The 25,481-nt window shown below is 59.3% G+C and carries 34 protein-coding genes and 1 pseudogene; 3 read left to right on the top strand and 32 right to left on the bottom strand.

Annotated elements, in window-relative coordinates:
• Window positions 1–214: 214 nt before the first annotated feature.
• The 22 genes from LPB73_RS07570 to LPB73_RS07465 all read right to left on the bottom strand — a co-directional run bounded on the left by LPB73_RS07570 (window position 215) and on the right by LPB73_RS07465 (window position 18,204).
• Window positions 215–718, bottom strand: coding sequence for a DUF1833 family protein (locus LPB73_RS07570; protein ID WP_231080174.1), 504 nt, complete (start codon window positions 716–718; stop codon window positions 215–217).
• A 136-nt stretch (window positions 719–854) separates the two neighbouring features.
• Complete coding sequence (locus tag LPB73_RS07565; RefSeq protein ID WP_231080173.1) at window positions 855–1,214, bottom strand: hypothetical protein; 360 nt, start codon at window positions 1,212–1,214, stop codon at window positions 855–857.
• A 3-nt stretch (window positions 1,215–1,217) separates the two neighbouring features.
• The gene (locus LPB73_RS07560; RefSeq protein WP_231080172.1) at window positions 1,218–3,227 is read right to left on the bottom strand and encodes a hypothetical protein; all 2,010 of its coding nucleotides are present in this window, start codon (window positions 3,225–3,227) and stop codon (window positions 1,218–1,220) included.
• Window positions 3,228–3,365: 138 nt separating this feature from the next.
• Window positions 3,366–3,818, bottom strand: coding sequence for a gene transfer agent family protein (locus LPB73_RS07555; protein ID WP_231080171.1), 453 nt, complete (start codon window positions 3,816–3,818; stop codon window positions 3,366–3,368).
• Window positions 3,815–4,240 (bottom strand): phage tail tube protein, encoded by a 426-nt coding sequence (locus LPB73_RS07550; RefSeq protein WP_231080170.1) that lies wholly within the window; start codon window positions 4,238–4,240, stop codon window positions 3,815–3,817. Before LPB73_RS07550 ends, LPB73_RS07555 begins: the two co-directional genes overlap by 4 nt.
• Window positions 4,241–4,250: 10 nt before the next feature.
• A complete protein-coding gene (locus tag LPB73_RS07545) occupies window positions 4,251–4,673 on the bottom strand; it encodes a DUF3168 domain-containing protein (protein ID WP_231080169.1) in 423 nt (140 codons plus the stop codon).
• A gap of 3 nt (window positions 4,674–4,676) precedes the next feature.
• Window positions 4,677–5,066 carry an HK97 gp10 family phage protein gene (locus LPB73_RS07540; RefSeq protein WP_231080168.1) on the bottom strand — a complete coding sequence of 130 codons (390 nt, stop codon included), beginning with the start codon at window positions 5,064–5,066 and terminating at the stop codon, window positions 4,677–4,679.
• On the bottom strand, window positions 5,063–5,404 hold the full coding sequence (locus LPB73_RS07535; protein WP_231080167.1) for a phage head closure protein: 342 nt from the start codon (window positions 5,402–5,404) through the stop codon (window positions 5,063–5,065). Before LPB73_RS07535 ends, LPB73_RS07540 begins: the two co-directional genes overlap by 4 nt.
• Window positions 5,404–5,997 carry a class I SAM-dependent methyltransferase gene (locus LPB73_RS07530; protein WP_231080166.1) on the bottom strand — a complete coding sequence of 198 codons (594 nt, stop codon included), beginning with the start codon at window positions 5,995–5,997 and terminating at the stop codon, window positions 5,404–5,406. Before LPB73_RS07530 ends, LPB73_RS07535 begins: the two co-directional genes overlap by 1 nt.
• Complete coding sequence (locus tag LPB73_RS07525) at window positions 5,924–6,880, bottom strand: hypothetical protein (RefSeq protein ID WP_231080165.1); 957 nt, start codon at window positions 6,878–6,880, stop codon at window positions 5,924–5,926. Before LPB73_RS07525 ends, LPB73_RS07530 begins: the two co-directional genes overlap by 74 nt.
• Window positions 6,865–7,461, bottom strand: coding sequence for a hypothetical protein (locus LPB73_RS07520; protein WP_231080164.1), 597 nt, complete (start codon window positions 7,459–7,461; stop codon window positions 6,865–6,867). The genes LPB73_RS07525 and LPB73_RS07520 overlap by 16 nt, the downstream gene beginning before the upstream one ends.
• Window positions 7,442–7,786: a head-tail connector protein gene (locus tag LPB73_RS07515; protein ID WP_231080163.1), complete on the bottom strand. Its 345-nt coding sequence runs from the start codon at window positions 7,784–7,786 to the stop codon at window positions 7,442–7,444. The genes LPB73_RS07520 and LPB73_RS07515 overlap by 20 nt, the downstream gene beginning before the upstream one ends.
• Window positions 7,786–8,727 carry a collagen-like protein gene (locus LPB73_RS07510; RefSeq protein WP_231080162.1) on the bottom strand — a complete coding sequence of 314 codons (942 nt, stop codon included), beginning with the start codon at window positions 8,725–8,727 and terminating at the stop codon, window positions 7,786–7,788. Before LPB73_RS07510 ends, LPB73_RS07515 begins: the two co-directional genes overlap by 1 nt.
• On the bottom strand, window positions 8,724–10,115 hold the full coding sequence (locus LPB73_RS07505) for a phage portal protein (RefSeq protein WP_231080161.1): 1,392 nt from the start codon (window positions 10,113–10,115) through the stop codon (window positions 8,724–8,726). The genes LPB73_RS07510 and LPB73_RS07505 overlap by 4 nt, the downstream gene beginning before the upstream one ends.
• A 4-nt stretch (window positions 10,116–10,119) precedes the next feature.
• Entirely contained in the window at window positions 10,120–10,395 is a 276-nt protein-coding gene (locus LPB73_RS07500) for an MIZ1 family protein (RefSeq protein WP_231080160.1), read from the bottom strand.
• A gap of 54 nt (window positions 10,396–10,449) precedes the next feature.
• Window positions 10,450–11,829 carry a phage major capsid protein gene (locus tag LPB73_RS07495; RefSeq protein ID WP_231080159.1) on the bottom strand — a complete coding sequence of 460 codons (1,380 nt, stop codon included), beginning with the start codon at window positions 11,827–11,829 and terminating at the stop codon, window positions 10,450–10,452.
• Window positions 11,830–11,838: 9 nt separating this feature from the next.
• Entirely contained in the window at window positions 11,839–12,462 is a 624-nt protein-coding gene (locus tag LPB73_RS07490; protein ID WP_231080158.1) for an HK97 family phage prohead protease, read from the bottom strand.
• A 12-nt stretch (window positions 12,463–12,474) separates the two neighbouring features.
• Window positions 12,475–14,169: a terminase large subunit gene (locus LPB73_RS07485; protein ID WP_231080157.1), complete on the bottom strand. Its 1,695-nt coding sequence runs from the start codon at window positions 14,167–14,169 to the stop codon at window positions 12,475–12,477.
• On the bottom strand, window positions 14,169–14,738 hold the full coding sequence (locus LPB73_RS07480; RefSeq protein ID WP_231080156.1) for a hypothetical protein: 570 nt from the start codon (window positions 14,736–14,738) through the stop codon (window positions 14,169–14,171). The genes LPB73_RS07485 and LPB73_RS07480 overlap by 1 nt, the downstream gene beginning before the upstream one ends.
• Before the next feature lie 720 nt (window positions 14,739–15,458).
• Window positions 15,459–15,647 carry a hypothetical protein gene (locus LPB73_RS07475; protein ID WP_231080155.1) on the bottom strand — a complete coding sequence of 63 codons (189 nt, stop codon included), beginning with the start codon at window positions 15,645–15,647 and terminating at the stop codon, window positions 15,459–15,461.
• A 241-nt stretch (window positions 15,648–15,888) separates the two neighbouring features.
• The gene (locus LPB73_RS07470; protein ID WP_231080154.1) at window positions 15,889–17,565 is read right to left on the bottom strand and encodes a pentapeptide repeat-containing protein; all 1,677 of its coding nucleotides are present in this window, start codon (window positions 17,563–17,565) and stop codon (window positions 15,889–15,891) included.
• Between the two features lie 102 nt (window positions 17,566–17,667).
• Window positions 17,668–18,204, bottom strand: coding sequence for a transcription termination/antitermination NusG family protein (locus LPB73_RS07465; RefSeq protein ID WP_256461312.1), 537 nt, complete (start codon window positions 18,202–18,204; stop codon window positions 17,668–17,670).
• A gap of 146 nt (window positions 18,205–18,350) precedes the next feature.
• Here LPB73_RS07465 and LPB73_RS07460 point away from each other — a divergent pair, with 146 nt between their 5' ends.
• The gene (locus LPB73_RS07460) at window positions 18,351–18,971 is read left to right on the top strand and encodes a hypothetical protein (protein ID WP_231080153.1); all 621 of its coding nucleotides are present in this window, start codon (window positions 18,351–18,353) and stop codon (window positions 18,969–18,971) included.
• Window positions 18,972–18,979: 8 nt separating this feature from the next.
• Here the strand turns inward: LPB73_RS07460 and LPB73_RS07455 are convergent, their stop codons facing one another.
• From LPB73_RS07455 to LPB73_RS07440, 4 genes are read right to left on the bottom strand one after another with little or no spacing between them, the layout of a single operon-like run.
• Window positions 18,980–20,083 carry a YdaU family protein gene (locus tag LPB73_RS07455; protein ID WP_231080152.1) on the bottom strand — a complete coding sequence of 368 codons (1,104 nt, stop codon included), beginning with the start codon at window positions 20,081–20,083 and terminating at the stop codon, window positions 18,980–18,982.
• Window positions 20,083–20,538: a GIY-YIG nuclease family protein gene (locus LPB73_RS07450; RefSeq protein ID WP_231080151.1), complete on the bottom strand. Its 456-nt coding sequence runs from the start codon at window positions 20,536–20,538 to the stop codon at window positions 20,083–20,085. The genes LPB73_RS07455 and LPB73_RS07450 overlap by 1 nt, the downstream gene beginning before the upstream one ends.
• Window positions 20,538–20,834, bottom strand: coding sequence for a DUF2312 domain-containing protein (locus LPB73_RS07445; protein ID WP_231080150.1), 297 nt, complete (start codon window positions 20,832–20,834; stop codon window positions 20,538–20,540). The genes LPB73_RS07450 and LPB73_RS07445 overlap by 1 nt, the downstream gene beginning before the upstream one ends.
• Window positions 20,831–20,992 carry a hypothetical protein gene (locus LPB73_RS07440; protein WP_231080149.1) on the bottom strand — a complete coding sequence of 54 codons (162 nt, stop codon included), beginning with the start codon at window positions 20,990–20,992 and terminating at the stop codon, window positions 20,831–20,833. The genes LPB73_RS07445 and LPB73_RS07440 overlap by 4 nt, the downstream gene beginning before the upstream one ends.
• A gap of 47 nt (window positions 20,993–21,039) precedes the next feature.
• Between LPB73_RS07440 and LPB73_RS07435 the strand changes: the two genes are divergently transcribed.
• Window positions 21,040–21,819: a hypothetical protein gene (locus LPB73_RS07435; protein WP_231080148.1), complete on the top strand. Its 780-nt coding sequence runs from the start codon at window positions 21,040–21,042 to the stop codon at window positions 21,817–21,819.
• 35 nt (window positions 21,820–21,854) lie between these two features.
• Here the strand turns inward: LPB73_RS07435 and LPB73_RS07430 are convergent, their stop codons facing one another.
• The 3 genes from LPB73_RS07430 to LPB73_RS07420 are packed head-to-tail and all read right to left on the bottom strand — an operon-like array spanning window position 21,855 to window position 23,142.
• Window positions 21,855–22,046 (bottom strand): hypothetical protein, encoded by a 192-nt coding sequence (locus tag LPB73_RS07430; RefSeq protein WP_231080147.1) that lies wholly within the window; start codon window positions 22,044–22,046, stop codon window positions 21,855–21,857.
• Window positions 22,043–22,342: a DUF6378 domain-containing protein gene (locus LPB73_RS07425; protein ID WP_231080146.1), complete on the bottom strand. Its 300-nt coding sequence runs from the start codon at window positions 22,340–22,342 to the stop codon at window positions 22,043–22,045. The genes LPB73_RS07430 and LPB73_RS07425 overlap by 4 nt, the downstream gene beginning before the upstream one ends.
• Window positions 22,339–23,142, bottom strand: coding sequence for a DNA-methyltransferase (locus LPB73_RS07420; protein WP_231080145.1), 804 nt, complete (start codon window positions 23,140–23,142; stop codon window positions 22,339–22,341). The genes LPB73_RS07425 and LPB73_RS07420 overlap by 4 nt, the downstream gene beginning before the upstream one ends.
• Window positions 23,143–23,215: 73 nt before the next feature.
• Between LPB73_RS07420 and LPB73_RS07415 the strand changes: the two genes are divergently transcribed.
• The gene (locus tag LPB73_RS07415) at window positions 23,216–23,455 is read left to right on the top strand and encodes a hypothetical protein (protein ID WP_231080144.1); all 240 of its coding nucleotides are present in this window, start codon (window positions 23,216–23,218) and stop codon (window positions 23,453–23,455) included.
• Between the two features lie 11 nt (window positions 23,456–23,466).
• Here the strand turns inward: LPB73_RS07415 and LPB73_RS07410 are convergent, their stop codons facing one another.
• From LPB73_RS07410 to dnaA, 3 genes and pseudogenes are all read right to left on the bottom strand, one after another.
• Window positions 23,467–23,832 carry a hypothetical protein gene (locus LPB73_RS07410; protein WP_231080143.1) on the bottom strand — a complete coding sequence of 122 codons (366 nt, stop codon included), beginning with the start codon at window positions 23,830–23,832 and terminating at the stop codon, window positions 23,467–23,469.
• Window positions 23,832–24,383 carry a GcrA family cell cycle regulator gene (locus LPB73_RS07405; protein ID WP_231080142.1) on the bottom strand — a complete coding sequence of 184 codons (552 nt, stop codon included), beginning with the start codon at window positions 24,381–24,383 and terminating at the stop codon, window positions 23,832–23,834. Before LPB73_RS07405 ends, LPB73_RS07410 begins: the two co-directional genes overlap by 1 nt.
• Window positions 24,384–25,451 (bottom strand): annotated as a pseudogene (gene dnaA / locus LPB73_RS07400) (chromosomal replication initiator protein DnaA); the annotation flags it as partial.
• Window positions 25,452–25,481 lie beyond the last annotated feature (30 nt).

Here is a 25,481-nt window from a genome sequence, read left to right as displayed (position 1 = left end):
CTCAGCACGCATCTCACGAGCCTCGCCGACGCATTCGGCAGATACATTTCTGAGCGGCGGGACATTGTCTCTCAGCAGAGCGTCGCGGATCGCCAAGCAGGCTTGCTGAGACGTCGTCTCCATCTTTTGCGGGGATACGACGCCAAAACACTGCCCGGAGCACGCGAATGTCAGAACATACACAGCCGTGAACATGCCGCTCATGATGCAATCCTCAGTAATACAGACCAGAAAAATATGCGGGTGAGAACGACCCGGCCGGGTAAGGCTCTGTCACCAAAGCATCCATCGTCAGGTCGAATTGGAGTGCCGCGGCGTCATAGTTTAGGTTTGACATGTCGAGCGCCGGCCAATTCATTTCTACGTCGTCAAGCGCCGACGCCAATACGGCTTCGATTTTTACTGAAGGCGGCGAGTTCACAGAGCGCGCCAGCGGGATCATGTCGCGCGTTACATTTTCGATAGTCAGCTTTGACGCGGGCGGCGACTTGTCTTGCTCGTCCGGAATTGTGACGTCGATGCCGGCAAAAATGAATTCTTCACCTCGGCTCATGGTCCGATAGATGAGCGGGGTGTCGCTCTTGCGCTCCGTGGGGTCGGTTGTCAGACGGATCGGTTCATCAAGATCTGGATGCGTAATGGTCAGCAGGAAGATCGGCACCTCGCCGGACTCCTGCCCGAACAGCGCCTCCCGCATGTTGAGCGACAGCACCCTCACGTCAGCACCTTGATCAGCCCTGCGGTCAGCTTGATAGGCTGCGCCAGTGCCGGATGGGTAATGGTCAACAGGATAATCGGAGTCTCGTCCGGTTCCCGCTCAATCACAAGCCTCCGAAAGTTGAGCGCCAACACCCTCACGGCAGCACCTCAAATGAGATACCGGTTCGGAACACGCCGCCGCCGATCTGCTGCCAATTCGGCGGGCTGCCTTTGGGGAAGCGGACCAGGAGGGTCTCGCCGGTGACCGTTGGATCTGGAAATGTGAATGGGAGCGCCCCCCCGATCAGCGTAACCTTGTAGAAATTGCGCAGCACAGCGACCTGCGCGCGCGTCAGGCGCATCTGTCCAGACAACGGGCGCACCGATGCCGACGTCCGTAGCCGAGTGATGGACGGCCCGGAATCGGGCTTATATTCGAGAATGCCATCGCCCTCGCCTTCGGAGAACCCGACATTGAGGCACTGTGGCAGTTCGGCGGGCCAAGCATCAACCACGGGTCACCTCGACGCCAGCCGGCCGCGCTGAGCCAACACCTGGCTGGTCGCGCTGCCCGGGTTTGCGGCATTCTTTGCTGTGATTGAATCAACGAACACGGTCAGGTCGAAACCGCCGGCGCCGTCATCTGACTTCTGTGTTTGACCGGCGCGGCTGGAATCTTCCACAAGATTAACGGTCACACCATTCGACCGGCCGCTACCGACGGGAGCGCTCGGAATTACCTGAGATCCGCGCGGCAGATTGACAATTTCGGGGTTTGGGGTGTTTTCGTTGACCCAAGTTGCGCCGCCGCGCCAATTGCTCGTTCCGCCTGCATTGTGACCCGTTCCGAAAATCGAGGAGAAGAACGAGGCGGCAGGCGACAAGCCTCCAGATGATGGGGCGTTGAAGATCGACGCGAAACTGGAGTTGATCGCGCTGCTGGCGAGCGTGCGAGCAAGATTTGCCAGAACATCATTCAGGCTCCTACCCTGGACGATTGCGTCACTGAACGCCGTGGACAACGCAGACCCGAACTGCTGGCTGGCGCTGTTGATCCGCGCCAAGGAATCGCGCGCCATATCGTAGGCAGCGGTCGCCGCTCCTACCGCAACTGGCGTCTCGAGGAACTTCTTGTTGTGCTCTGCGGTCAACTGAATGCCTGATGCGGTCAATGCCTGTTGGGCACTCATCGTGGTGCGGAGCTTCTCATAAGCATTTATCTGCGCCTGCGTGACTTCGCCACCGTCCCGCATGATCGCGTTTAAAAGCTGGAATTCCGCACGCAACTGCTGCTGCACTGCGTTGTTTTGAAATGTCGCCGCAGTATCGGCATTGATGATTGCCGTTCGCTTGGTGAGCTGGTCGATGGTGGTCTCGAACTGATCGCGGCCATTGTCGGTTGCAATCTTCGGACCAGGATTGACGCTAACATTTCGGTTTATAAGTACACGGATCGGGTCGACGTCCTTCTGACGCTTAGCGATCTCATCATTCAGGTCTTGGATAGCGTCGTCGACCGCGTCCTTGGTGATCTGATGATCGGCGTTCTGGATGTTCGAACCCTGAAACAGCTGGATCGGGTTCAGCGGCTGCCCGGCATCCAGGGTCTTCTTGATGTCCTCATATTGCTTCAACAGCCCGTTGAGCTGGTTGAGGCTTGCCGTGTCGATGTTCGGCGTGATCGCGAAGTCTTTGATTGCCGAGATGAAGCTGTAGACCGACTTGACGGCGTTGATCACGGCGACGGCGCCGTTCACCGCATCATTCAGGAGCGGCAGAACATCGCCGACAGCGGCCTTCAAGCTCGAGCCCCAGATCGTGGCCGCCTTGTGCCACTCCTCGGTGAAGACCTTCGCCTTTTGGATGGTGGCATCATCGATGACGGCGCCGGCAGCGTTGGCTTGGGCGGCCAACTTCAGATAATTGTCACCGGCCTCGTGCAGGCTCTGCGAGAACTCCCGCGAGAAACCGAGGAAGCTTCCGATCTGCAATGCGTCCTGAATCGTCGGCGCGCGCTTGATGATATCGACGGCATTGACGATGAGCGAGTTGGTGTCTTTCAGTTGTCCGTTGCTGTCCTTGATCGCAACGCCGTTTGCCTGGAAAACCCGGGTCAGATCATTTGCCTGGAACTTGGCGTCCTGAAGCCGGGTCGCGAAGGAATCCACTGAGCGGCTGAATTCGTCATCACCGAGTCCCAGCGAGTTCGCACCGAACTTGAGCTGTTGGAAGCGCTCGGTGCTGAGCCCGACGCGATCGGCAATCGAGGCGGTATCCGCGAGCGACTTATTCAGGCCGGCAACGAGCGTGATGACCGCGCCGACTGCGACGCCGGCGATACCGAAGCCGGCGACCATGGAAGTCAGGGATTTCGTATAACTCTCGGTGTTCAGCTGCGGGTCGAAGGATTCAAACTTGGCCTCGATTTCGGCGACCTTCTTGTCGGCGGTGTCGCCGATAGCCTGCATCGCCTTGTCGTATTTCGTCGTCTTGGCATCGACGTCAATTGTTAGCGCTGGATTGGCCATCGCGTTCTAGCATCCTATTGAAGGCAGCATCACTGGGCGCTTCTGGCTTCTGCTCGGCGCCATGAACGGCGTTCCAGCCTTGAACGCATGCGGCGAGCTCCCACGGCGTAAGTTCGTCGATCTCGCGAGGCGTAAAGCCTATTCCGGCGCCGGTTCCGTACTGCGCGGAACGGACGAAGTGGAATCTTCCGCTTCGCTCTTGGCCCCCTCCGCCGCCGGTTTTCCCAACTCGTCGCCATGCACGCCGTAGACGCAGGCGTATAGGATGCGCGCCGCCAATGGCGCCAGGGAGCCGAGCGGCTGATCCTCGACGAACTCTTTCATAAGCTTCAAGGTTTCAGGCACTGTCGTCCCGCCGCCGATAAGGCCAAGCCTGATCGCGTTGACGACGTCGGCCTCGCGCCACGAACCGCCACGGAGACGCGTGAAAATCTCCAGAGGTCCGCTTGGGATATGGATGATCTCGCCATCCATTCCCGTGGCGGAAACGCCGCACTTGTCCTGCAGCTCGAAAAGCTGCTTGTGCTTGGCGACGTTGAAGTCGTACTCGGCATTCCCGAACGGAAGCCGGATCGTGCCGTGACCGCTCACGGCGTGGTCCGCGAGACCTGACCGTCAGACTGCAGAGTGGCCGTGAAGGTGACGCGCTGCCCGCGCTGGCCGGTGATCTCAAGATCGGAAATCTTGAATGGGCCGAGCCAGACCAACGTACCAAGGGTGATCTGCACGTTCTTGGTCTCACCGGACTCGAAATAGTCGTCCCAGTCCGTGAAGTCGTCTTTATCGACGACGCCGGAGAAGTCGCAGCTGGCCGAGTTCGACGTGACGTCGCGCTCAAGCCAAGACGGCGCATCTTCGTCCGCGCAGTCAGGAACGTTGGTTTCGGACAGCGCTGCGGTCCGCTTGAAGCCGCGCGATGTTGCGCCGCAAGGCTGTGCGAAAACCTCGGGCGATGCGCCATCGCCAAGCTTGATGAGAAATTCAGAAAACCGAACCGTATCTGCGCGCGCCATGGCGAGCCTCCTAGTTTGTAAGGATGTGAAAGGTAAAAATGCCATGGCTGGTCAGGCCGTCTGGGTCGGGGATATAGTTCACGTCTTCGAGCAGGCAGCTGTTGACCGACAGCCCCGAGCCAGAGAGGTCCACATCATCGAGGGCGGTGATGATCTTCTTACCCAAGGTCTTCAACTCGACCTTTCCCACAGCGCGCGACCATGCGTCGATCGTCACGTAGACCTCGGCGCCTTGGACACATTCGATCTTCTCATTGATGACCTGAACGTTTCCAAGCGAGATATACGGCCACGCCGCGCCGGTATCCGTCAGCCGCTTTTGCTCCGGTGGCACCGCGTCATAAACGCGAGCGCCAGCAGACGATCCGGAAGCCTTCAGAACGGCGACAATTGCGGCCTGCAGAGGAAGTGACGGGTCATCGATGCCTGCCATTGATCAGCTCAACACGCCGTCGGTGATTTTCTGAACGGCCCGCCGCTTCACGCCTGACTTCTTCGCCCGGTATGTGTTGAAGAAGAACGGCACGGCCGGGGCGGTGACGGTGCCGAACTCCTCGGCGCGGGTATAATCGTAGAACTTGCCCGAGCCTTCGCGCACTTCCTTGGTCGTCAAATCGCCACCCGCCTGGACGCGCCACCTGTTGCCCCCAAGAGGAACAGCCGCAACTGACTTGGCTGTGTTGCCGCTCTTTACCTTCGCGCGCCCACGGATGGCGCCAGCCAGATCTTGTGCAGCAAACTCTGTGGCGCTCGCCGCGTTCGCCCTTAGCTTTTCACTACGCCGCTGGAGATCGGCCTTGAAGGCGGTGACACTGGCCTTGCTCATGCAGCAACTCCGATCTGACACAGCATCTCGAGCCATGCACCGCCATCGTCGGGGTCGATGATCGATTTTATTGCGTACTCCTTGCCCTCACGCACATCGCGCGCGCGCCAGTCGGTCTGAACCATGGCGGTTTTGGAGCTCTGCCGCACCGTGATGTTGACGGTGTTCTGGCTCTGCAGCCGTGCCGCGAGAACCGTCTCGCCGCCGAGCTTTGGCTTCACTTCTGCCCAGACAGTGAATTTCTCGACCCAGCCGGATTGTGTATTGCCGTAGCCGTCATCCACTGCGCCGAGGCTATCAAACGTGATCCGGTGACGCATTGATCCGGTGTTCGCCATCACACCCTCTCGAACGCCAGCCAAGTTCCAGCAATATGCACGATATTGGCGCCGCGGGCGGCCAGATCATCTAAAGCCTTGCTGACGTCGACCACTTCGAGTCCATTGTCGTCATGGTAGACGATCATGCCGCCCGGCCTGACTATCGCCTTCGCCAGTTCCCGATCATTGAGCACCGCCGCGCGGCTATGATCCGCATCGACGAAAACCACGTCGCACGCAGGCAAGTCATCCGCGTCGAGATCGAAAGTGCCGCGGTCACGCAGCAGCAACTCGAAGCGTTCATCTGCGCTCGCAAGCTCACCGGGCGCCGGCGGGATTTCCTTAGCCTGAACCTTGCATGTGAAGTTGTAGCCAGGCGGGACGTCGACGCCGACATAGCGTTCCATACCGGGGACGTTCCTCAAGACGGCCGCGGCGGTGCGGCCATTGTTGCATCCGAACTCCACGACGGTGTGGGCGTCAACGCTGCGGATGAGATGGATCAAGATATCAAGTTCGCCGGGATGAACGTACCGGCTAGGCAGCCCGCTCAGATCGGCCTTCGGCGCATCGATGGTGACGGTCGATCGCTTCGCGGGCGAATAGGTCAAGGCGGGATTTGGCTTGCTCAATGTCAATGCTCTTTTTGCATGCGTGGTGGTGACTGAAGCAGGAGCACGGATCGATCGGATCAATCCCCAACACCGGCGCCGACTTGGCACCTTCGAAGAAGAACGCGCTCCGCTCGTACCCGCCGAACGTCATGGCGACTGGCGTCCCGACAGACTGGGCGAGGACACCGGCGAAGCCAGGCGAGCAGAACACCATCGCAGACATGGACGTTAGCGCGGCCAACGTCTCGAACTCGAGCTCGCCGGCATGGCACATAGCGTCTGCCTCGATGCGCTCGCCAACGATCCATTCCTTCCCCGGGACCAGATCTGCGACAGAGACAACAAAGAACCGATCCCGGATTAATCGAAATAGTTCCGCATATGCGGCGTGGTCCGGATTGCGGGCCGCGCACCCGCCCCAATCGGAGGGCCGATCGACCAATGGCCGATATAGCAAGATCGGGCGGTCCGTATTCCATTGTTCGAGCCAGACGGCAGCCTTTGCCTTCCAGCTCATCGGGATTGGAAGGCGGAAGTCCGCAGTCGAGATATCGGTGCTGGTCGCCGCGCACATTGCGGCCATGACAGAACCGTGGCGGCGGACCAGATCTGGCGGATAGTTGACGGCCAGCGCCTGAACACCTGCGGGTGAGCGCGAGCGCGAGAACAGACTGAACTCCCGCATCGCATTCTTTGCTTGGGTGCGCAGCCGCGTCCGCTTGTTGACGACCTTCAGGCCCTCGCCGATCAGGTCGTGATAAACCGAGACCCAAGAGCTTTCGAGCCAGATTTCGTGTGAGGCCATCAGCTGGCGGATGATCGCGCGCTGGCGAAGATTGTCGCCAAGGCCCATCATCCCGCGGACTAGAAGCGGCTGCATGCTTCCTCGAAACTCATTTTCGGATAGGCGTTAAGCGCCGACTCCGGATTGCAATTGACAATCTTGACGCCGAGCGGCGTAGACCATTTGGCGGCCAACCAGCGCCGCACATTGTGCTGGCGCGGATTGTTCAATCCTGCAGGATGCCGCCCGTGCCAATGCTCGCCGGCTGCAAGCGTCATGTCATAGCCGACCAGCAGTATCCGCTTGGCGCCCCAATTGATCGCTAGGTTCAGCGCCTGAAAGCCGCTGTTGCCACCATCCCCGATTTGGTCGCCAGTCAGCAGGATGGAATGCTCGCCACGCTCGATCCTCACCCGCATCAAATCGAACTGCCGCGCCGCGGCGACCTCGTATGTGAGCCTCAGCCCCTTGAAGGATTGGACGCCCATATTCTTGCGCCACCACGCGCCGTCGCATGCATAGAGCGCATCAGCCCAAGGACACAGCCGCCAGCTTTCGTTGACGGCCAGAAACTTCGCTCTTCCCCACGCCCGACAAAGCGGCACATCTTTTGCGCTCGGCCCCGACGCGACGACAATGGCCGTCTCGCCAGACCAATCAGGCGCACACAGGGTCATGGTACCGATGCAGCAGCGCCTTCACTGCAACTGAAAGATAGCCCTCGGCGAGCGCGTCTTCGTCGCCTCGATGCTCCCAGAGCCAGGCGAGGATCATCAGCGTGGCGGCCTTCACCTGCGCCGGTGCTGTATCTTCGTCCCAGGTCGGCGCTTCCCGCACCACATAGCTGGCAATGTAATCTTCGACAGTGGATGTCGCCGCCGCGATCATGCGCTCAACTTCAGCGAATCGGATGTCTACCGAATAGTCCGGTGGGCTTCCCTCATCGCTTTCCAGGTCAAGCCGCAACTGGTCGTTGGCTTCCTCGATCGTGATCAGGTCCATCACGCAGCCTTACCGTCTTTGCCATTCTGGCCGCGCTTCACCGCCAGCCGCCACGCGTCGGACGTCTCTGGCTTATCGGACGTGTCGCGCTGCGCGATCCAGAATGAGCCGGACCACGTCACGCCAGAGCCCTTGGCATAGTCCTGCGGACGCCACACTCCGCGATCCGTCACGACGGGGAGCGGGAAATCCTTCACGACATCGCCGCGCGAGAACCGAAGCGTAAAGCCGCGCTCATCCTCAACGAGATCGAAATCATCGAAACCGAGACCGTCGGCACCGTCGCGGCCGTCGGCGCCGTTCGCGCCTGGCAGGCCGGCGCTCCCATCAGCGCCATTCTTGCCCAGCACCGGTCCTAGATTCTTGTGCTCGCCGTTGGTCAGCGTCACGACAAGATCACCAGAGCGATCAATGACGGCGCCGGCGAGCCCAACTCCGTCGCGCCCATCGGCACCCTTTGCGCCCGATGCCCCGTCCTTTCCATCAATGCCGTCGCGGCCCGCGGCACCATCCGCGCCGTCCCGGCCGTCATTTCCGGCAGCGCCATCAACACCGTCACGGCCGTCCTTACCGGCCTGCGGTGGATGAGTCTCGATATAGCGCGCAACAGCAACAGCGATTTGCTCATCTGAAACGGGCGGCGCATCCTTGCCGGCCGGACCGGGATCGCCTGGGGGGCCGGCCTCACCTTTCTCGCCGGCAACACCACGCTCACCGACGAGGCCAGGCGCACCTTCCTTACCGCGGGCGCCGGGCTCGCCTTGCGGACCAGCAACCCCATCCGCGCCGCGCGCACCAGGTTCACCCTTCTCGCCGCGTTCTGGCTGACGGGCCTCCAGTTCAGCGATACGCTTCAAAAGCGACGCCTGCTCTGAGGCCACGAATTCACGGATGACCGGAGCAAGCTCGACGATCATGGCCTTGATCTGCTCAGTCTTCATGCTGCATCCCGATAAAGACCGAGTTCTTTGCGCAGGAGAGTTGCCGCAATCAGCCCGCGCGCTTCGTCGTCGCTGGCGTCATCTTCAGGCTTCGCCGGCGGCGGCAAAGCTAGAGCGCCAGAATCCGTCTTGAATGGATCGTCCTGGGCGTCCCGCTTTGCGAGCGCCGCAAGGCTGAAATCCTGTTGCTGCCTGTAGACGACGTTGCCGCCGGGCGTGGGACCAAGATTGATCCTCGCGCGGGCCTCATCGGGTGTGAAAGTGTTCTTGCCCTTATCGATCACTTCCATCTGCGTGACGCTATCCATACGCAGCAGGTTGTCGGTGTCGAATTCAACGCCGAGATTTTCCCCGTAGCCAATGCCGAGCCCAGCATCGAGGCATTCCTCGGCATCCTCGATCAAGCGCTGAAGCGCCTGCGAGTAATATTCGAGGTTCAGAGCCTGCACATTCGATACCGTCGGCATCTGTCCAATTCCGACCTTGTAAGGCGGAACGTGATAGGTGGAGCATACGACCGTGTCGGCCCATTTCAGCTGTTCGATCAGCTGAGAATCCTCGGCGGTGGTGGCGATCGACAAGAACTTGAGGTCATCGCCTAGCACGGCGACCTTGCCGACATTGTCGCCGGTGTAGTTCTTCTCCCAGTTATCCTTCAGCCGCTTCGCCGTATCTTCTGAAATCACCCCGGGCGCCGTCAGAATGCCGCTTGGCATGGATCGGTTGCCGAAGAACCGGGCCGAACTGTTCTGGATGTTGAGAGCTTTCGTTGCTGCAACCCCGTTCGCAAAGATCGGCGAGAGGCCAACCAGCGGATGGAACAGGCAGTTGTAGCGATCGTGGATGATCTCGCTGGCAGGAACGATAACGCTCTCGGTGAGACCGGAGAGATTATCCTGGTTCAACTGGTAGAATACGGACCCCTCATCGGACACCAGTGGCGTCACAAGACCAGGGTCGAGAATGTACAGCGCCTTGACGTTGCCGGTGCCTTGGCCGCCGCGGTTATCCCGACCCTTCAGCGCATAGGTATTGCCGCTGCTGAGTTTGGACAGGATCCAGCTCTCCCAGAACTGGTTGCGCGTCTGGAAATGGTTCGGCTTCCGCAGCACAGGGCTATAGGCTGCGTTGTCGACTTCTTTCCAAATTCCGTTCGAGTCCTTGGCAACCAGCTTCACCCGCAGCTTGGCAATGTCCGACGCGATAAGCGTCTTGCATGCGAAGTTCGCCGGATTGGAAAGGACATTGTCCCGGTTGACCTTGATGTTCCGCTGCCATGCGCCAACGAACGGCTCAAGGATTGTATACCACCCACGAGACTCGGCGACCGGCGACAAAGTAGTCGGCCCCGCCTTAGTGCGTGAAATATCAAACCCGAGCAGGCGCAATGGATTATTCCCCAGCCTGCGTGGCTACGATCTTCTCGAGCAACTGGTCTGACGACCACCCATGGTACGGTTTCTTGCCCAGGACCCGCTCGTATTCCGCGCGCATCGAGCGGAGATCAGCGTCTTCGCCATCCATCTCCCGCTTTACGACGCCGGCCTTTGCCTTTCCGAGAGCGACCAGGACGCGGCTGTCCTTGTCGGAGCGGACAATAAAGCCATCACCAGCCTTAAGACGGCGGGTGGCGTAGGTGAATGGCTTGGTCGCAATCAGAGTTCGCATCATCAATCCTCGCGCGAGAGGAAGCGGGCGGCGAACCGCCCGCTTCAGTTTCGATTAGCCGGAGATCGCGCCGTAGTCCGCATCGCCGATGTAGGCGACTGCCGAGGCGCGGCGCTTGGCGAAGTTCAGCGGGCGCACGACCTTGATGGCCACCGAGTCCGTCTGGAACATCGACACGACGCTGGTGTTGGCCGTCGGCGTATCGCTTGCACCATCCGGAGCGCTGTCCATCTGGATCGCGGCCTCGGTCGAGAGCGAGACCTCCACACCGCGGTCGCCAATCTTGTAGATATCGGACGGCCTCAGCAGGATAAGGTCGCCGGCACCCACATTGCCGCCCGCAACGAGCGGATCGCCAAGAAGCGCACCGCCGCTCGCCGTCAGACCGGGGAAAGCCCAGTTGCCGAGAGCGTTCTGCATCAGGCCGAGCGACTTCGCCAACGACTCGGTGCTGACGAACTGCAGGCCCTTGGCATTCTTCGCGGAGATGAAGGTCGCATAGAGCGCCTTGACGTCCGCGATGACGCCGTCGATGTCGTTACCGGCGCTGGTGATCGCCGAAACGCCATTGAGGATGCCCGCCGGCGACACACCGGATACAGCCGCGCCCGCACCGAGGAAGGTCTGATCGACTCGCTGCGCCGAAGCTTCCACGAGAGCATCGCGCACCAGCTTTTCAGCCGACGGCGAGGAATCCCGCAGCAACTCCTTGGACACCACGGCGAGCGCCGCGACCTTCAGGGGCGTCAGGTTGACGTCCATGAAGTCGGCCTTGCTGAGCGGGATCGACTTCGACTGACCGACCCAGTAGCCGGTAGCAGCGCCGTCCTGGCCGGCGATGTTGACGTTGGCCGGCACTTCACGGAGCGGCAGCTTGTCGAACACCGTCTGGGCATACAGGAACTCGATGAAGTCGGCGGTGTAGCGGTCGATGTGGACCAGCTCCGCGCCCCACTCACCGGACTCCGTGCCGCCGCCAGCCACCGCTGCTTTGATGCTCTCGACGAGCTGCGGCGACGCCTGGCCCCAGCGCTTGTGAGCGACGCCCACGGCCGACACATCGTCGATGCGCGCCAAGGTCTTGGCGATCACCATACGGGTGTAGTTCTGGCCGGGGAAGGCTTCATCCTTGTCGCCACGCTTGATGACGGCCGGAGCAGCCAGAGCGCGGGACTGCGTACCCTGCTCACCGGTGGCACCGGCGATCGGGCGCGCGGTTTCGGCTGCCTTGCTCAGGCCGTCGAGCGTGCGAAGGCGGCCGAGGTGCTGATCGACGGCTTCCACGTCCTTGGCGAAGCCGTCGTATTCTTCCTGCTGGGAAGCATCGAGGGTCGTGCCGTCCTTGGCCGACTTGTCGATAACGCCCTCCATCAAGGCGACGAGGGACGCGCGCTTGGCCTCATAGGCCGCAATTTGTTCTGCGTACTTGCTCATTGGTAGCTCCTACCGTTTGATCGAGCGGATGACGAATGGTGGGGCCCGATCGCGGGCGGGGGCAGCCAACCGAACCACGCGAGCGTCCTTGCCTGTCGCGGCTACGCTCTTGGGGTCGATTGGAATTTCGGAATCGACCACACCGGCAGCGTCACGCAGCCTGCGATCGATTGATTTGACGGCGGAAATGATGGCCTCGGCGTTTGCCGGGATCGACACGGTCGAGAGCTCGAAAATCTCGATCTCCTGAAACTCGATGCCGCCATCATCCTTGAAGGCGTATTTCAGCGGGCGGAAGCCGATTGAGACAGCGCGCACGAGACCATGCTCGATCTCGCCCCACGCGGTATCGACACGGTCCTTAAGCGGTCCGGCATCGCTAATGACTGGCATTTCAGCCTGAAACTTGATGCCCTTCGGCGTCGGCTTCTCAAAGGTAACGTTGCCAATCGGCGCATCGTGATTGTGCTGATGCAGCAGCACCAGCGGATTGGCGAACTTGGCGCCCATCGGGTTGATGATGTCCTGCACGCGATCCATCGCCGGCGTCGTGGCCCAGCCGGAGAACGTGCGACGCTTCCCATCGAGTGCTTTCACCTCGATGACAGAATAGGCGCGGGTAAGCGCGGTCATGGGCATTGTTCCTTAGACGAACAGCATCTGGAATTCGGGGTTGCGCTTAGCCTCTGGGTTCCGAGACATCAGCATCACGGCGTTGAACGCGGCGATCAGAGGATCGATCTTTGCCTTGCCAGCAATCTGCTTGGTAACCAGTACGGCGTTGCCGCGCTTCTCCACTTTGGCGTTGCCGACGACCCAGTTCATCAGAGCGGAGCCATCGTGCTCGATGGTGCCGTCGGCGAGCTTGCGCTCGAGGCCGAGGACAGCACCATTCAACTTGTATCCCTGGGCAATGCCCTGCAGCTGCTTCTCTTCGATGCCGCGGGACACCATCTCCTCGATCATCGCCGTGACGCCGAACGGGTCGAGCCCGATCGCGGCCTCTTCCGGGAGCAACCCAGCCTTTTGGACGCGCTCAATGATATCTGCGAGCTCTTCGACGTCCTGCGTCGGGTATTCGCAGATCGTAAGCGACTTCTCTTTCTCGAAGTCACGAAGGCGCGGCGCGATCTCTTGGCGGAGCTTCAGCACATCCGGCTGCACCCAGGCATGAGCCCATAACAGCCACTTCCGCGTGCCGCGATCCCGGCCCAACACAACAAGGCCGAGCAAATCGTCTAGACCGCCGCCGTCGCCGCCGACCACAACCACGTCGCTTCGCGCGAGCAGCGTGTCGAGGTCACGCAGATCCTTGTTCGCGCAACGCTCCCAGTGATTGGCGCCGGCCCAACGATTGTTCGCCAGGCGCAGACCGATCTCAACGTTCAGATGCTTGGCGAGATAGACCTGATACTCACCGCCGGTTGCGGCCTTAACCTTCTTGAGCTCGTCGACCAACCACTCGGCGTCGACCGAACGGCCAATGTTTGGATTGGTCACATAGAAGAAGGCCGGGTCGAGATAGGTCTCGCTCTCGATCATCTTTTCCGGGAACTCGTAGAGAACCGGTAAGCTCTTGCGATCTTCGATTGTGCCGTCACGCACCGCGCGGAAGTATTCCAGCTTCGCCTTGAACACGCCGGCCGGCTCGGCGTCGGCCTGCGTCGACAGGTAGATGACAAAGCCCTCGGGCCGCGATACCTGACCACCGGTGGCCTCGCGAAGCATCGCGTCAGCGTGTGGCTTCTTGCCGAACAACCAAAGCTCGTCGACCAGCACAAAGGCGGCCTTCTTGCCAGACACCGTCTCGTTGTCGGCGGCAACCACCTTCAAGACCGCATTCGTGGTCCTATGGGTGATCGATCGGATATGATCCTGGACGTGCAGAAGACCGCCCTGCGCCCAATCAAGTTCCGGATCCTCGCGGATCATATCGCGCGCCGGCTGGAACGCGTTGTTCGCGACCTCGATCGTAGGAGCCAAGATCAGCAGCTCGGCCGAGTGACGCCAGTTCCGGATCAGCGCCGTGACCATGATGCCGGCCGCGATTGTCGATTTGCTGTTCTTCTTGCTGATCAGCAGGAAGAACTCACGGATCAATCGGCGCGCCGTGTCCGGGTTGTACGCCCCGAAGATCGCGGCGACGAAATCAAATACCCACGGCTCACATGCTTCACCGAAGGTCGGTTTTCCCGGCGCATCAACGATCCGCAGGGACTTGAAGACATCCAGCGCCGCGGCTGCCTCATCGGCGAACAGCGGGCTTGGAATAAGCGACCTTCGCTGGACAATGCGATCTCGCCAGTCGGGGCAAGACGTCGTCCACTCGGGGTTGACCATCAGTGCGTTGAAACTGTTTTAGGCGCAGAAGGCGGGGCGTATTTACTGCCCGGCTGGGCAACCTGTTCGGCAGAACGCTGGCGCTGTGCCTTCTTCCCGTTGTCGGCGCCGGCGCCGGACTCGTTCAACGTCTTGGCCGCCAGCGCGAGAGACTTCAGCACCTCGGCCCGCTGTTTGAGGGACACCGCCTGTTTGAGCGCCTGGCGCTGCTGGTCGGCATCCTCGCCATCGATCGACGTATCGATCATCATCTCCAGCTCACCGAGCTTTGAGGTTGTGGCGTCTAGCTCATCCAGCAATCGAAGGGTGAGGTTCCGGCCTCGGCCGACTATCGCCTCAGGGCTGGTCGTCTCCGGTGTGACCGGTGTCTGAACTATGGTTATCGTCTGGGGCTCGGTACGCACTTCCGGCTGCGTACCGGATTTGACCCAGCCCTCTTTCTTCGCACGCTTGCGGATCGCGCCTTCCGAGATCGAGTACCAAGCCGCGAGTTCGCGGTTAGACATTGATCCAGAAAGATAATCTCGCTTGATCTCATCCCAATCGACGCTTGGCTTCTTGTCGGTCATTGACCAGTACGCAGAGCAGTACGCACCCTGATTTCTCCACCCAGGAAAAAATCTCTGAATGAGATGGGCGCCGGTCCAGAAGGCGAACGTCTGAATAGGTCAGACCTCCCCCCCTATGGATACTGCTTCCGCTCCTCCGATTGGATCAAGCTGTCATGCACAGCCTTGGTCACAGTCTCGATGTTATTGATGTCCCAGAACAGAACTGGGTCACCTCGATGTGGGATCTTGTGATTGGCCACCGGGCTATGGGGCGCAGGGTACCGGCCGATGGCCAGGTCACCCGAGCGCTGGCACCGGTAAGCATCACGAAGGAATACCTCGTGGCGCAGTTGCTGCCATCTCTTCGTCTTGTACCATTGCCTCCATGGAGACATCCTGTTGCGTGACAGGTCGGCTGCGACAACGTCGTTTGGAAGATAGCCCAGCCTCGGAGGCTTCGTGCTCAAGCTGGGCTTCAGCATCTTCAAGCCCATGTCTATGTCTCATCTCTCGCTTGCGAGCACGCCGATCAAGGGGCCTAGGCACAGTCACCATCAGGTGCACAGTACGCGACGTCGCTTGGCATACCGTTGTCTGCATGCAGCATGGACAGGTCGCAGGCACCTTCCTGTGGGAACAGGAGACGCCTACGAGCCTTGATCCTCGCCTTGCCGCCATCCGTACATCCGGGAGTGAGCAGACATGGGCGATAATCGGCGAGGTGAACGACTTCGGCCATCAGCTTGCCTTTGGTCCGTAGAGCTTGGCACCGATGCGCTTGAGCTCTTCCTGATCAACCCACGACAGGCGGATGTCGTTGAGGTTGACCACGAGGATATCAGCATTCCGGAAGCCGCTGGCCTTAAGCGCTTCACAGTCGATCGGACGGCCCGGTGTCGGGCTGTTTGTTCTCAGGTGCATGATCACGAATAAGTGCCGCTGCCGGTCGGCGCGAAACGATGGGCAGCGGGGATGCTGGAAGACGCTTCGCGCAGGACGCTAAATGCGCCCGGTCTACCTGCTGCGCAGGTGCGAGACACAACCGCCGGAATCAAACCGGATCAATTGGCTCGACTTACGAGGATTGACGCATGACTGATTTGCGTTCGCAGAGCAACTATTTTGACAGCTTATTCACAGAGGTGATGACGACTTTACACTCAAACTGCTAACGCAACCGAACTTCATCGCAGACGATCCTAATCGGATCATAACCCTCATCCTCTCGTATCTGCCATAGACCGCTTTCCTGCTTTTCCACCGTGAGCCCCTTATACATGCTTACAAAGTCAAACTGAGGGTAGAGCCGCGCAGAGAGAAAGTGGCCGAGGGTCTGCACGGTCACGTCAGCGGGGTCGTCCTCGCGATCACCAACCTCGATAAAAAGCCCCTTCAGCCTGGCTTGCGAAAAATCCGCATCCCGAAACGCCCTGATTTCTACAATATTGCGCTCCCGGCTATCGAAAGACGCCCCTGTGAATTTGGCACCATCTAACTCCGCTCTCCGGAGTCCAAGGCCGACAAACGTAGCACACGTGAAATCCGCATTCTTGAAGTTGCCCGAAAGCTCAGTATTGAAGAATAACGATCTACGAAAACTGGCGGCTTCCAAATCGGCCCCCGTGAGCAAGTTTGGTCCGATACTTAGGCCTGACAGATCCGCTCCGTTGAAATCTGCGCCTGTACTGAAGACTTCCGGCAAATAGATTCGCTGCGCCATGAGAAATTTGAGCAATTGACCACGCTCGGCACTAGTCGTCTGTGGAGATAAACGAGCAACAGGCTCAACATTTCGGCCAAACAGTGCCTGTACAAGGCTTGAAAGCCAGGAGATATCTCCTTTCGGCCTAGGCGGTTCCACCTGAGGCAGGTTGACGCTCAAAATTGGATACGGCCGCACCGATTGAGAAAGACCAGCGATCCGAGTTCGGATTGCATCATCCAGCCGAAACAGTATTTCACTGCGAGTGTTGTCACTTCCGTAAATAGTCAAAAACTCAACACGTTCGCGATAATCACCAGTATGAAGTCCATCGGCCTTCCGTAGTAGTTCAACAAAATTCCTAAACTTCAGTAGATCCTCACGATAAGGACGGAATGCTGCCGTTGCCAATTTGTCATCTGGATAACTCAGCTTGTCATTGATGTATCTTAAACGGTGAATAAACCTATCGAGCCCCGGCCCCCAATTTAAGTAAGGATTTCCTTCATACTTAGGACCGTGAAATTTAGTTGCGAACCAAACTAAGTCGGACTGGATTTCGGCTAAGGGATTTTTCGACGCATCTCCATTGTTAGGCCTTGTTGCAATGTTTAAAGCGACCTGTCCTAGTTCGTATGCGGGCGAAACGAGAGCCTTGGCGATCTTCGACTTCACGACGTTGACGTCGTTCTTCAATGGCACGACTTGTGCCGATATCTCTGACGAAATCATAGAATATTCTGCTTGAAAGTTCTGCGTGCGGCGCTGTGCGTCCATTACAACCGTCTGCACATCCATACGGTCGTTCTGCGACGACAAAAGATTGTTTGCTTGCATTGCGAGTCCCGCCGTTACTACCACGGCGAATAGGCCTCCTCCGGCCAGCGCAGCACTCGTTGAACGCCCAAGGAAGGCCGATACTAGCCCACCGACCGCAGCCCAGCGTAGTTTGGGATCGCCTCGGTATTGGTATAGATTGCGAGTGGCAGCGAGAAACCTGTGTTCCTGCCAGAGCAAGGACTCTTGCCGCTCCGTGCGCTCATTCTCAATCGCCTTGTGGAGGTCTCGCTGCGCGCTCCTGGAGGCTTCCAATTGCTCCTCTAGAACGGCGATTCTCTTCGTCAACCCATGTTGGTTTTCCATCGCCATTCCTAACGGGCCTCAGCGCAAACGAGCTGCAAAGTCGCTAAGCTCTAGTCCCACTATTTCAACCCGAGGATGCGCTGGCTAGTCAAGCGATCTCGCTCAGGCTGCAACCACCTCGTGGCCAGACACCAGGTAAGAGAGGTGATCGGTGACGACTTTGACCATCCCGCCGCCCTTCTTCTGCGCCATCTGACCGTAGATTTCCTGCCCGAATTTGGTGGTGAATCGCACTGCTTTGCCCTTTTCGAATTCAACATTGGGCTTGCGGTCAGCCTTGGGAAGCAGCGATTGCTGGAAGACCTCGAAATTCATTTCGTCCGCGGTGCGCAGATCTTGGACCTCAGCCTCGGTTAGCACGCCGAACCTCTCCTCGGTGTCCGAGACAACCACCATCTGGAAGCCCCAGACATGCGGCACGGCCTTGATCCCGTCCCGGTCAGGAGCGCCAACAAACTTGACGAACACGTATCCAGGGATGAACGCCTTCGGAGTGGCCTCATTGGAGTAAACAGCACGGCCATTTTCGTCCCGACGCCCGGTGCGGCGTCGATAGTAGTCAGCCGGGCACATCGCCTCAAACTTCCGAAGCGTCATGGCAGCCACGACGGTGAACTCCCTGCCCGGCTCGCAGCGCACGATATGCCAACCTGAATAAACCCTTGAATGAGCCACGGTCGTATCCCTTCTCAATTGCGGTGCGAACAGCCCGATACGCTGGGCTTGGAGTGACTTATCCAGCCTGCTAGGTTTGACTCTCTGGGGACGCTGGGGAGCAAACGACCATGAAGTATCGCGACGGAATGCTGGCGTTTGCCTTTTTGACGGTTTCTGGCGTAATCGCCGTGGCGATGATCGTCGATCCAAAGGGGTTTTCGATCAGAGAATGGCAAACGCTGCTCGCGGCGTTTGTCGCTTTGGGTGCAGCGACGCTCGCTTACCGCGCCGCAATGGCTAAGGTAGAATTTGATCGCGAGATCAGTGATCGAGAGAAGCGGCGAAATAGCAGAGGAATAACTCTTAGAACCCAACACACTGCGTTCGTTACGCTTCATGATGCTAAGCATTCCATTGCCGCTTTGGATCCTCCAGCAGCCGGGGACCCTGACAAAACCATCGACACCAAGGAGATCACAGTTCAGTCGTTCAAAGACTTTGATGAGGCATGGGCCGCACTTGATAGATTTCCCCGCCGCATAGTCACCCTCCTTGGCGAGGTCCGCACCGACTTTATGAATGTCGAATATGCGTTGAAGTTGAATGCCGAAGATAATATCACGATAAAATCGTCGTGCTCTACGTCCGATCCACTCGCCGTGCTGCAGCGAAATTTGAAGCGCTTGGAAGGCCACTGTGAAACCCTGTACGTTTCCTTGAGGGAGTACGGGCGGGTTCTCGATGACTAACTTTAGCGTCACGCTGCGTTCTCCTCGTTCTCGTCGCCAGCCGGAGCAAGCTTCTCTCCGGTTGCTTCGTCGTAGCCTGGGGGAATGCGAACCATGAACCACGCCCCGAACCGCTCAACGTCGTCGATCGTCACCGTGTAGAGCTTGACCTTCAGGCGATGGTCAGCCGCGAAGCTGAGGTTGGCCGCCATTTCTGGCGTCTCGTTGTCTGCAAAGTACCAGCTCGCGTCCACACGTCTGGCCGTGTTCGGACAGATGCCCTCAGCAGCTAGAAACTCCGGCGGGCACCGACATGACGCGGTGCCGGGCGCATTGCCAGCCCATCGCGGCCAGTGCGATTCATTGGCCTTCCAACGCTGAACGGCACCGCGCCAATCCTTTTCCTGGGGCTCAACGGGCCCGTCGCTTTGCACTAACACCGGCGCAGCACCGGTGAAATCCTGCTCGCCTAGCCAGCGCCACGCGACCTTCACAAACTTTGTCGCGTAGTTGTTTTGCTTACGGATTTTGGCACAGTAGGCCTTGGCGCCGAAGGTGATCACGGCGGGGTCGACGCCGCTGGCTACGAGCTTTGCGAATTCCGCTTCCGCACGATCCTGCTGCTCGGCCTCGTCCCTTCGAGGATACGCCTCCCAAAACCCAAGGAAAAGATCGCGAGTTTTTGAATCTGGTTTTGAAGGTGACGGTGGTTGTGACTGTGCATTCTGGAGCAATGCTTCGTCTATGCTTGGAGCATCATCCTGGCATTGCCCCAGCGATGCCAAACGCTCCGTTTCTCTCTGCTTGGCCCATCGCCTTTCAGCTGCTTCGCGCGCCTTGTCGCTATTCGCGGTGCCGACGGTGTCGGCTTTCTCACGCTCCTTCTCAATACGGCTGTGCGTCCATACGCCGTCCTTCACCTTGAAGAACTTCACCAGCATAGGCCGCCGCTTCTTCCAGACGACCACTGGCAGCTTTGTGATGGTCGCAAGGGTCTCATCATCGTCTGGCGGCGCACCATTTACCCAATAATCCAGCATCAGCAGCAAATACGCGCCATGCGCCTCGGTCGTGAGGCGCGCGGTGTCGCGCACGTAATCGCCGACATAGAAGGGGAACCATGGACGTGCCATTAATCGGCTTTCTTGATGCTCACGACGTTGGAATTTGCGGCGTAGTATTCGCGCCAAGCACGCATCACCTTGGCCTCCCGCTCGTAGAACGGGATATCGACGAAGTTGATGAATTCCGGGACGTTCTGGAAGTAATGCCGCCACCCGAGGCACATCACCTCCAGGGCGGTTATCGGATCGACATCAAACCATTCGCCTTCAAGGCGATGTTTGGCGAAGTGCCGATGCCACTGCGACTCCAGAGTTCTTGCAATATCGCGATTGGGGGTCGTGAAGGCCGCGAGGACACTCAGGCGCGTATGCTGGCCGGTTTGAACTGAAGCGAGCCGCGCGGCGACATTTGCCGTGATGCCGATTTTGACCGGAGACAACGGCTCATGCTCTCGTCCGTGCCCGCAGATCAGGTAAAGGTAGACACCGCTATCTTTTGGAAGCAAATCAGGATTCACGGCCATCACAGCATCCCCAAGCTTTGCAGATAGGTCTCCAGGATCGTCTCCTGCTCGGCACGCTCGTTGGCGTCCTGCTTGCGTATGTGGATGATGGTGCGCAGCGCCTTCACGTCGTAGCCGTTGCCTTTGGCTTCGCCATAGACGTCCTTGATGTCGTCGGAGATCGTCTTCTTCTCTTCTTCAAGGCGCTCGATCCGCTCCACGATCGCCTTGAGCTGGTCCTGGGCGAAGCTGTGGGTGGCCTGGTCGCCGAGAACCGACGCTGCCGATGTCTGATGGTTGCTGCCGTCGAATGTCATGCTGCTGCGTCCTTGAGGATCTTGTTGATCTGGCTTTCCGCAAACTCGACTCCGGCATTCCAGCCGCGCGGGAACGGCCAGTCAGCGCGATTGCGCTCTTCTGGGATGCGGGCCTTGGCCAGAGCCTCCATGAGTTTCTGAAGCTGCTCTGGTGTCACGCCGCGGGCCTCTCGACAAAGACGTCAGGGCTTGGCAGGTTGCCGCTATGAAAAACAACAACCTCCCCGGCCTCACTCCCGTTTGGCTGATCTCGTTGGGCTTGGCGCTCGGCGTCTTCTTGGTAATGGCTGTACCACTGGCGATCACAAGTGAAGCCATCAAGCCGTCGGACTGGATTGGATTTGGTGGCAGCGTCGTCGGTGGAGCGTTCACATTGTTCGCGGGCATAACCGCTTGGTTCGCAGTGCAAGGCCAGATATCTGCTCAGGATCGAATTGCAACGACGCAGATCGCCCTTCAAAAAATCAACACCTTGAATCAACACATTGAAATGCTTGAAACGGAGCGAGGACTCTTTTGGAAGGCCCGCCTGATTTCGGATTGGTGCAAGACCTCTCAAACGCTGTTCGATGACGCAAGACCTCGCATCTCGATCAGTCATGTAAATCATGCGCTGTCCGAATTTGAAGAGCGAATTGAACAGATTGATGACTTGGTCGCATTGATAACTCAGGCCGAGAACAAGCAGTGGCGATTTCCCGTCGCGATTCAGACGCGAACAGAAATGAAGATCGCGTTGGTGCGTCTGAAGCTGGCATGCAGCGCGGCGCACTTCGAAGTTAAGGTCATTTCCATACACAACGGCGATCTGACCGGTGTCACTCCGCTGCCTGAAAGCGATCAAGATAAGTGCTGCGAAATTAATCTCGACAAAGAGGTCGACGTAGTTCTCGCTAAGCAAATGAAGTTCGACGAACTCGTCTTGCCGGAAATTACAAGGCTTATCGCAATTGTTCGGAGGTCTGAGAGCGAAGTGGGACTTTAAATTCACGATTTTCCTCCATTTGGAGCGAACTGAAATCATGCCAGTTCGCCACGTTTGAACGGAGCGACCGGCGGCTTAGGCTGTTCCCATTTGATGACAGCGAAGCCAGGCACCTCGGCGGGCTCCACATAAGTCCAGCCGATGTCGTACCAAGCCTGCAATTCGCTCACATGGATCTGCTGTACCGGATAACGAGTCGGGGCCACCTTCTCTGCTGCTTCGGTCATGACGCCTCCGCAATACGGCTGGCAGCCTCGCCAGCAACGCTGGACCACCCGGCGGCGTCGATGTGGTTGTCGATGCGCATCGGGCCCGTGTACGCCCTCGCCTGCTTCATGCAGACCATCATCTGGGCCACGTCGTGCGCGTTGATCGGGGCTTTCGGAGCCTTGCCCGCGATCGCCAACAGCCCGTTCCACATCAGGGCGATGCGATCCAGGCCGAGCAGCACGTCGCCATAGGCCTCCTTGCGGTCGCCGCCGACGAGATCCGCAGCAGCGGTTGCTACCTGTGCCGCTTTCATTCTGCTGCCTCGATTCCTGCAAAGAGTGAGATGGGCTTTGGTTCGCGCGGCCTGGACGTTACGAACATATCCGGACGCGATACCGCGTCGGCGATGCGCTCGCAGGCAATCTCGTAAAACCGAGGGTCCTTCTCGATGCCGATGAAGCGACGGCCGAGGCGCACCGCGGCGACGCCAGTCGAGCCGGAGCCCATGAACGGATCGAGGATCACGTCACCGGGCTGCGTAAATAGGTCAACGAGCTCGAGCATCAGAGAAATCGGCTTCTCAGTCGGGTGTTCGCCGTGCCGATCGCTTGCATTCGTCAAGTGTGTAAAGACGTTCCGCCGACCGCCGCCGTTCCACGACGAGAATCCAGAGCCACACCACGCTGTCACGAAGCACTCAGCACCCATCGCAGGCCCCTGCCCGTTGAACTGCGGCGCGCTGTCGGGCTTTACCCAGATGCAAGCCCGCTTGTACTTAGCTCGCCCAGCCTCAATCGCATCGCGCCACGGGGCGACGCCCTCTGGCGTGCAGAACATGATGAACCAGCCGTCGCACTTCTCGATCAGAGGCTGGGTGATGATCTCGCGGACACCGTCAATCGACGCAAAATTCACGGGGGGCGGGTTGGCGTGCCCATCCAGCCGGATTCTTCGCTGTGCGCCGAAAGCTTTTTTTTCCCGCTTTGCAGCATGCATGTGCGCTTCATACGGCGGGTCGCTCATCACGCAAGCGACCCGACCGAGCGCAGGCATCACGTTGATGCTATCGCCGTGGATCAGCCGCACATCGCCATTGAGGAAGGTCTCAGACATTGGCGCCCCCCTTGATTGGGCCGCAACCCGTGCGCACATCTGTAATGGGGAAGCCTTCAGCGGAGACGTTATCGTGAAAAAACAGACACTTACTATCAACAACCTCGAAGACTTGATCGTTAAAGACGTCCGCCGACGGCAGTACTGCGAGAATTTCAGTTCGATCCAGCTCTATCGATCCGATGCGCAGCCGGGCACAAATTGGATTCCTGGAACGATTGCCAACTTCGGAGGATCGTCTGAAATGCATTGTGAAGCCGCGCTGCGCGAAATTATTCCGCGACTTCAAAAGCAATACGACGTGAGCGACTGAGCAGGCTGATCTCACGCACACCTCCCGTAGAACAGGCCGGAGGCGTAGACCGGATAGTTGTGCTTGTGCTTCAGCGGGTCGGACTCGCACGGCTTGATGCGACCGGTACGGCTGATGACGCCATCCTTGATGGCACGCATCCATACGGCGCCCCACGCGTTCGGGTGCGATGGCCGGACCTTGCAGAAGCGCAGGATGTCGTCGACGTGAACCTCACACTGCATCCGGGCAACGTGGCAGATCGCACCATAAGCGAGTTCACCGAAGTCTGGGCTGACCAGCGTCTCGGCAAACGCCGCCTCGATCATGCCTGCATCACGCGCATTCAGCGCCTGGCGCGCGATCACGTCGTCAAAGCTGAGCTGCTGCGCTTCCATCAGGCGGCCTTCCGCTGCGTCATAGCGTGCCGCTGTTCAGGCTTACGATAGGATATGCCCTTGCAGTGCCCGCACAGACTTTCGCCCGGTAGGGTCTCGGAACCGCAGTACAGGAAGTTCGGCCCCATATCTTTGAGGTCGATGTAGCGGCACTGGTTCGGTTCGGCCGATTTCAGATCACGGAGATCGGTAAACGGAATGCCTTCAGGGACGTAGGCCGGCTCAGGTGGCGGCACCAATGTCACTACCGGCGGCGCGACATATTCAACGCCCTGACGTTGGGCGGAGCGTTTCGCGTTCCTGACGCGATAACGCTCTTTCTCACGTCTCACGCGCTCTTCTACGCTCAGCCGCGGCTTGCCAGTTTGGCGTGTGGCGAGGCCAAGACGATGCACCCGCGAAATTACTGAGTTGCGACCACCATCAATCGTGTGCTCGAAGCCGCCCATGTCCGCGGCGATCTTGGTCGCAGTATCGCCAGCAGCCCATGCCGCACACAGAACTTTGTCACGCTCGGGCGTCCATCCGACGCCGATATTGTTCGCGCCCATCTACCCCTCCTGAAGCTGTGTTTTGAACTGCTGGACTTCGCCGTTGAGACCAGCGTCCTTGCCGACCAGCGCCTCGATCTTGCGCACGGCATGCAGAACCGTGGTGTGATCGCGGCCACCGAAGCGGCGGCCGATTTCCGGCAGCGAGCGCAGCGTCAGGGTCTTGGCCAGATACATCGCAACCTGACGGGGGCGCACGACATTGGCGGTGCGGCGCGACGACAGGAGGTCGGACCGGCTGACATTGTACTGACGCGCGACGACACGCTGGATGTCCTCGATCTTGATCCGCTTCGGCTCCTGCGGGCGGATCAGGTCGCGCACTTCGCGTTCGGCCATTTCCAGCGTCACCGGCGTGGCGTTCAGCTTCGAATGCGCCAGCAGGCGGTTGATTGCGCCTTCGAGATCGCGGCCATTGTGGGTGATGGTGCGGGCCAGATAGTCCAGCACCGGTTCCGGTACGTCGAACGAGGCATGATGTGCACGGGCCGCAGCAACGCGCGATTTCAGGATGCCCAGGCGCAGCTCTTCGCCGAGCGAGCTCATTTCGACGACGAGGCCGCCGGCCAGGCGCGAACGCACGCGTTCGTCAAGGCTTTCCAGATCCGACGGCGGTCGATCGGCGGCGATCACCACCTGGCGGCCGGCATCGATCAGCGCGTTCAGTGTGTGACAGAATTCGGCCTGCGTGGTCTTGCCCTGCAGGAACTGCATGTCGTCGATCACCAGCACGTCGATGCCGCGTAGCGCTTCCTTGAAGGCGAGCGCCGTCTGCGTCTTCAGCGCAGCGACGAAGCCGTACATGAACTTCTCGGCGGTGAGATACAGCACCTTGCGGTCGGGGCCGGAATTGCCAGCCCAGGTCACGGCCTGCAACAGATGGGTTTTGCCGAGGCCGACGCCGGCATGGATGTAAAGCGGGTTGAACATCACCGGATCGCCGCGGCGACCTTCGGCGACCTGACGCGCGGCTGCATGGGCTAAAGCATTGGCTCGGCCCTGGACGAACGTCACGAAGGTGTGGCGCGGATCTAACGGCGAACCACCAAGCGTGTCGTGCTCCATTGCCTGCTTGCCCGTGGGGGCCACCTTCACCAC

Origin of the sequence: Tardiphaga sp. 37S4, assembly GCF_021044645.1 — a bacterium.
In the GTDB taxonomy this organism is placed as follows: Bacteria; Pseudomonadota; Alphaproteobacteria; order Rhizobiales; family Xanthobacteraceae; genus Tardiphaga; species Tardiphaga robiniae.
This window is presented reverse-complemented; position numbering and strand designations above follow the sequence as displayed.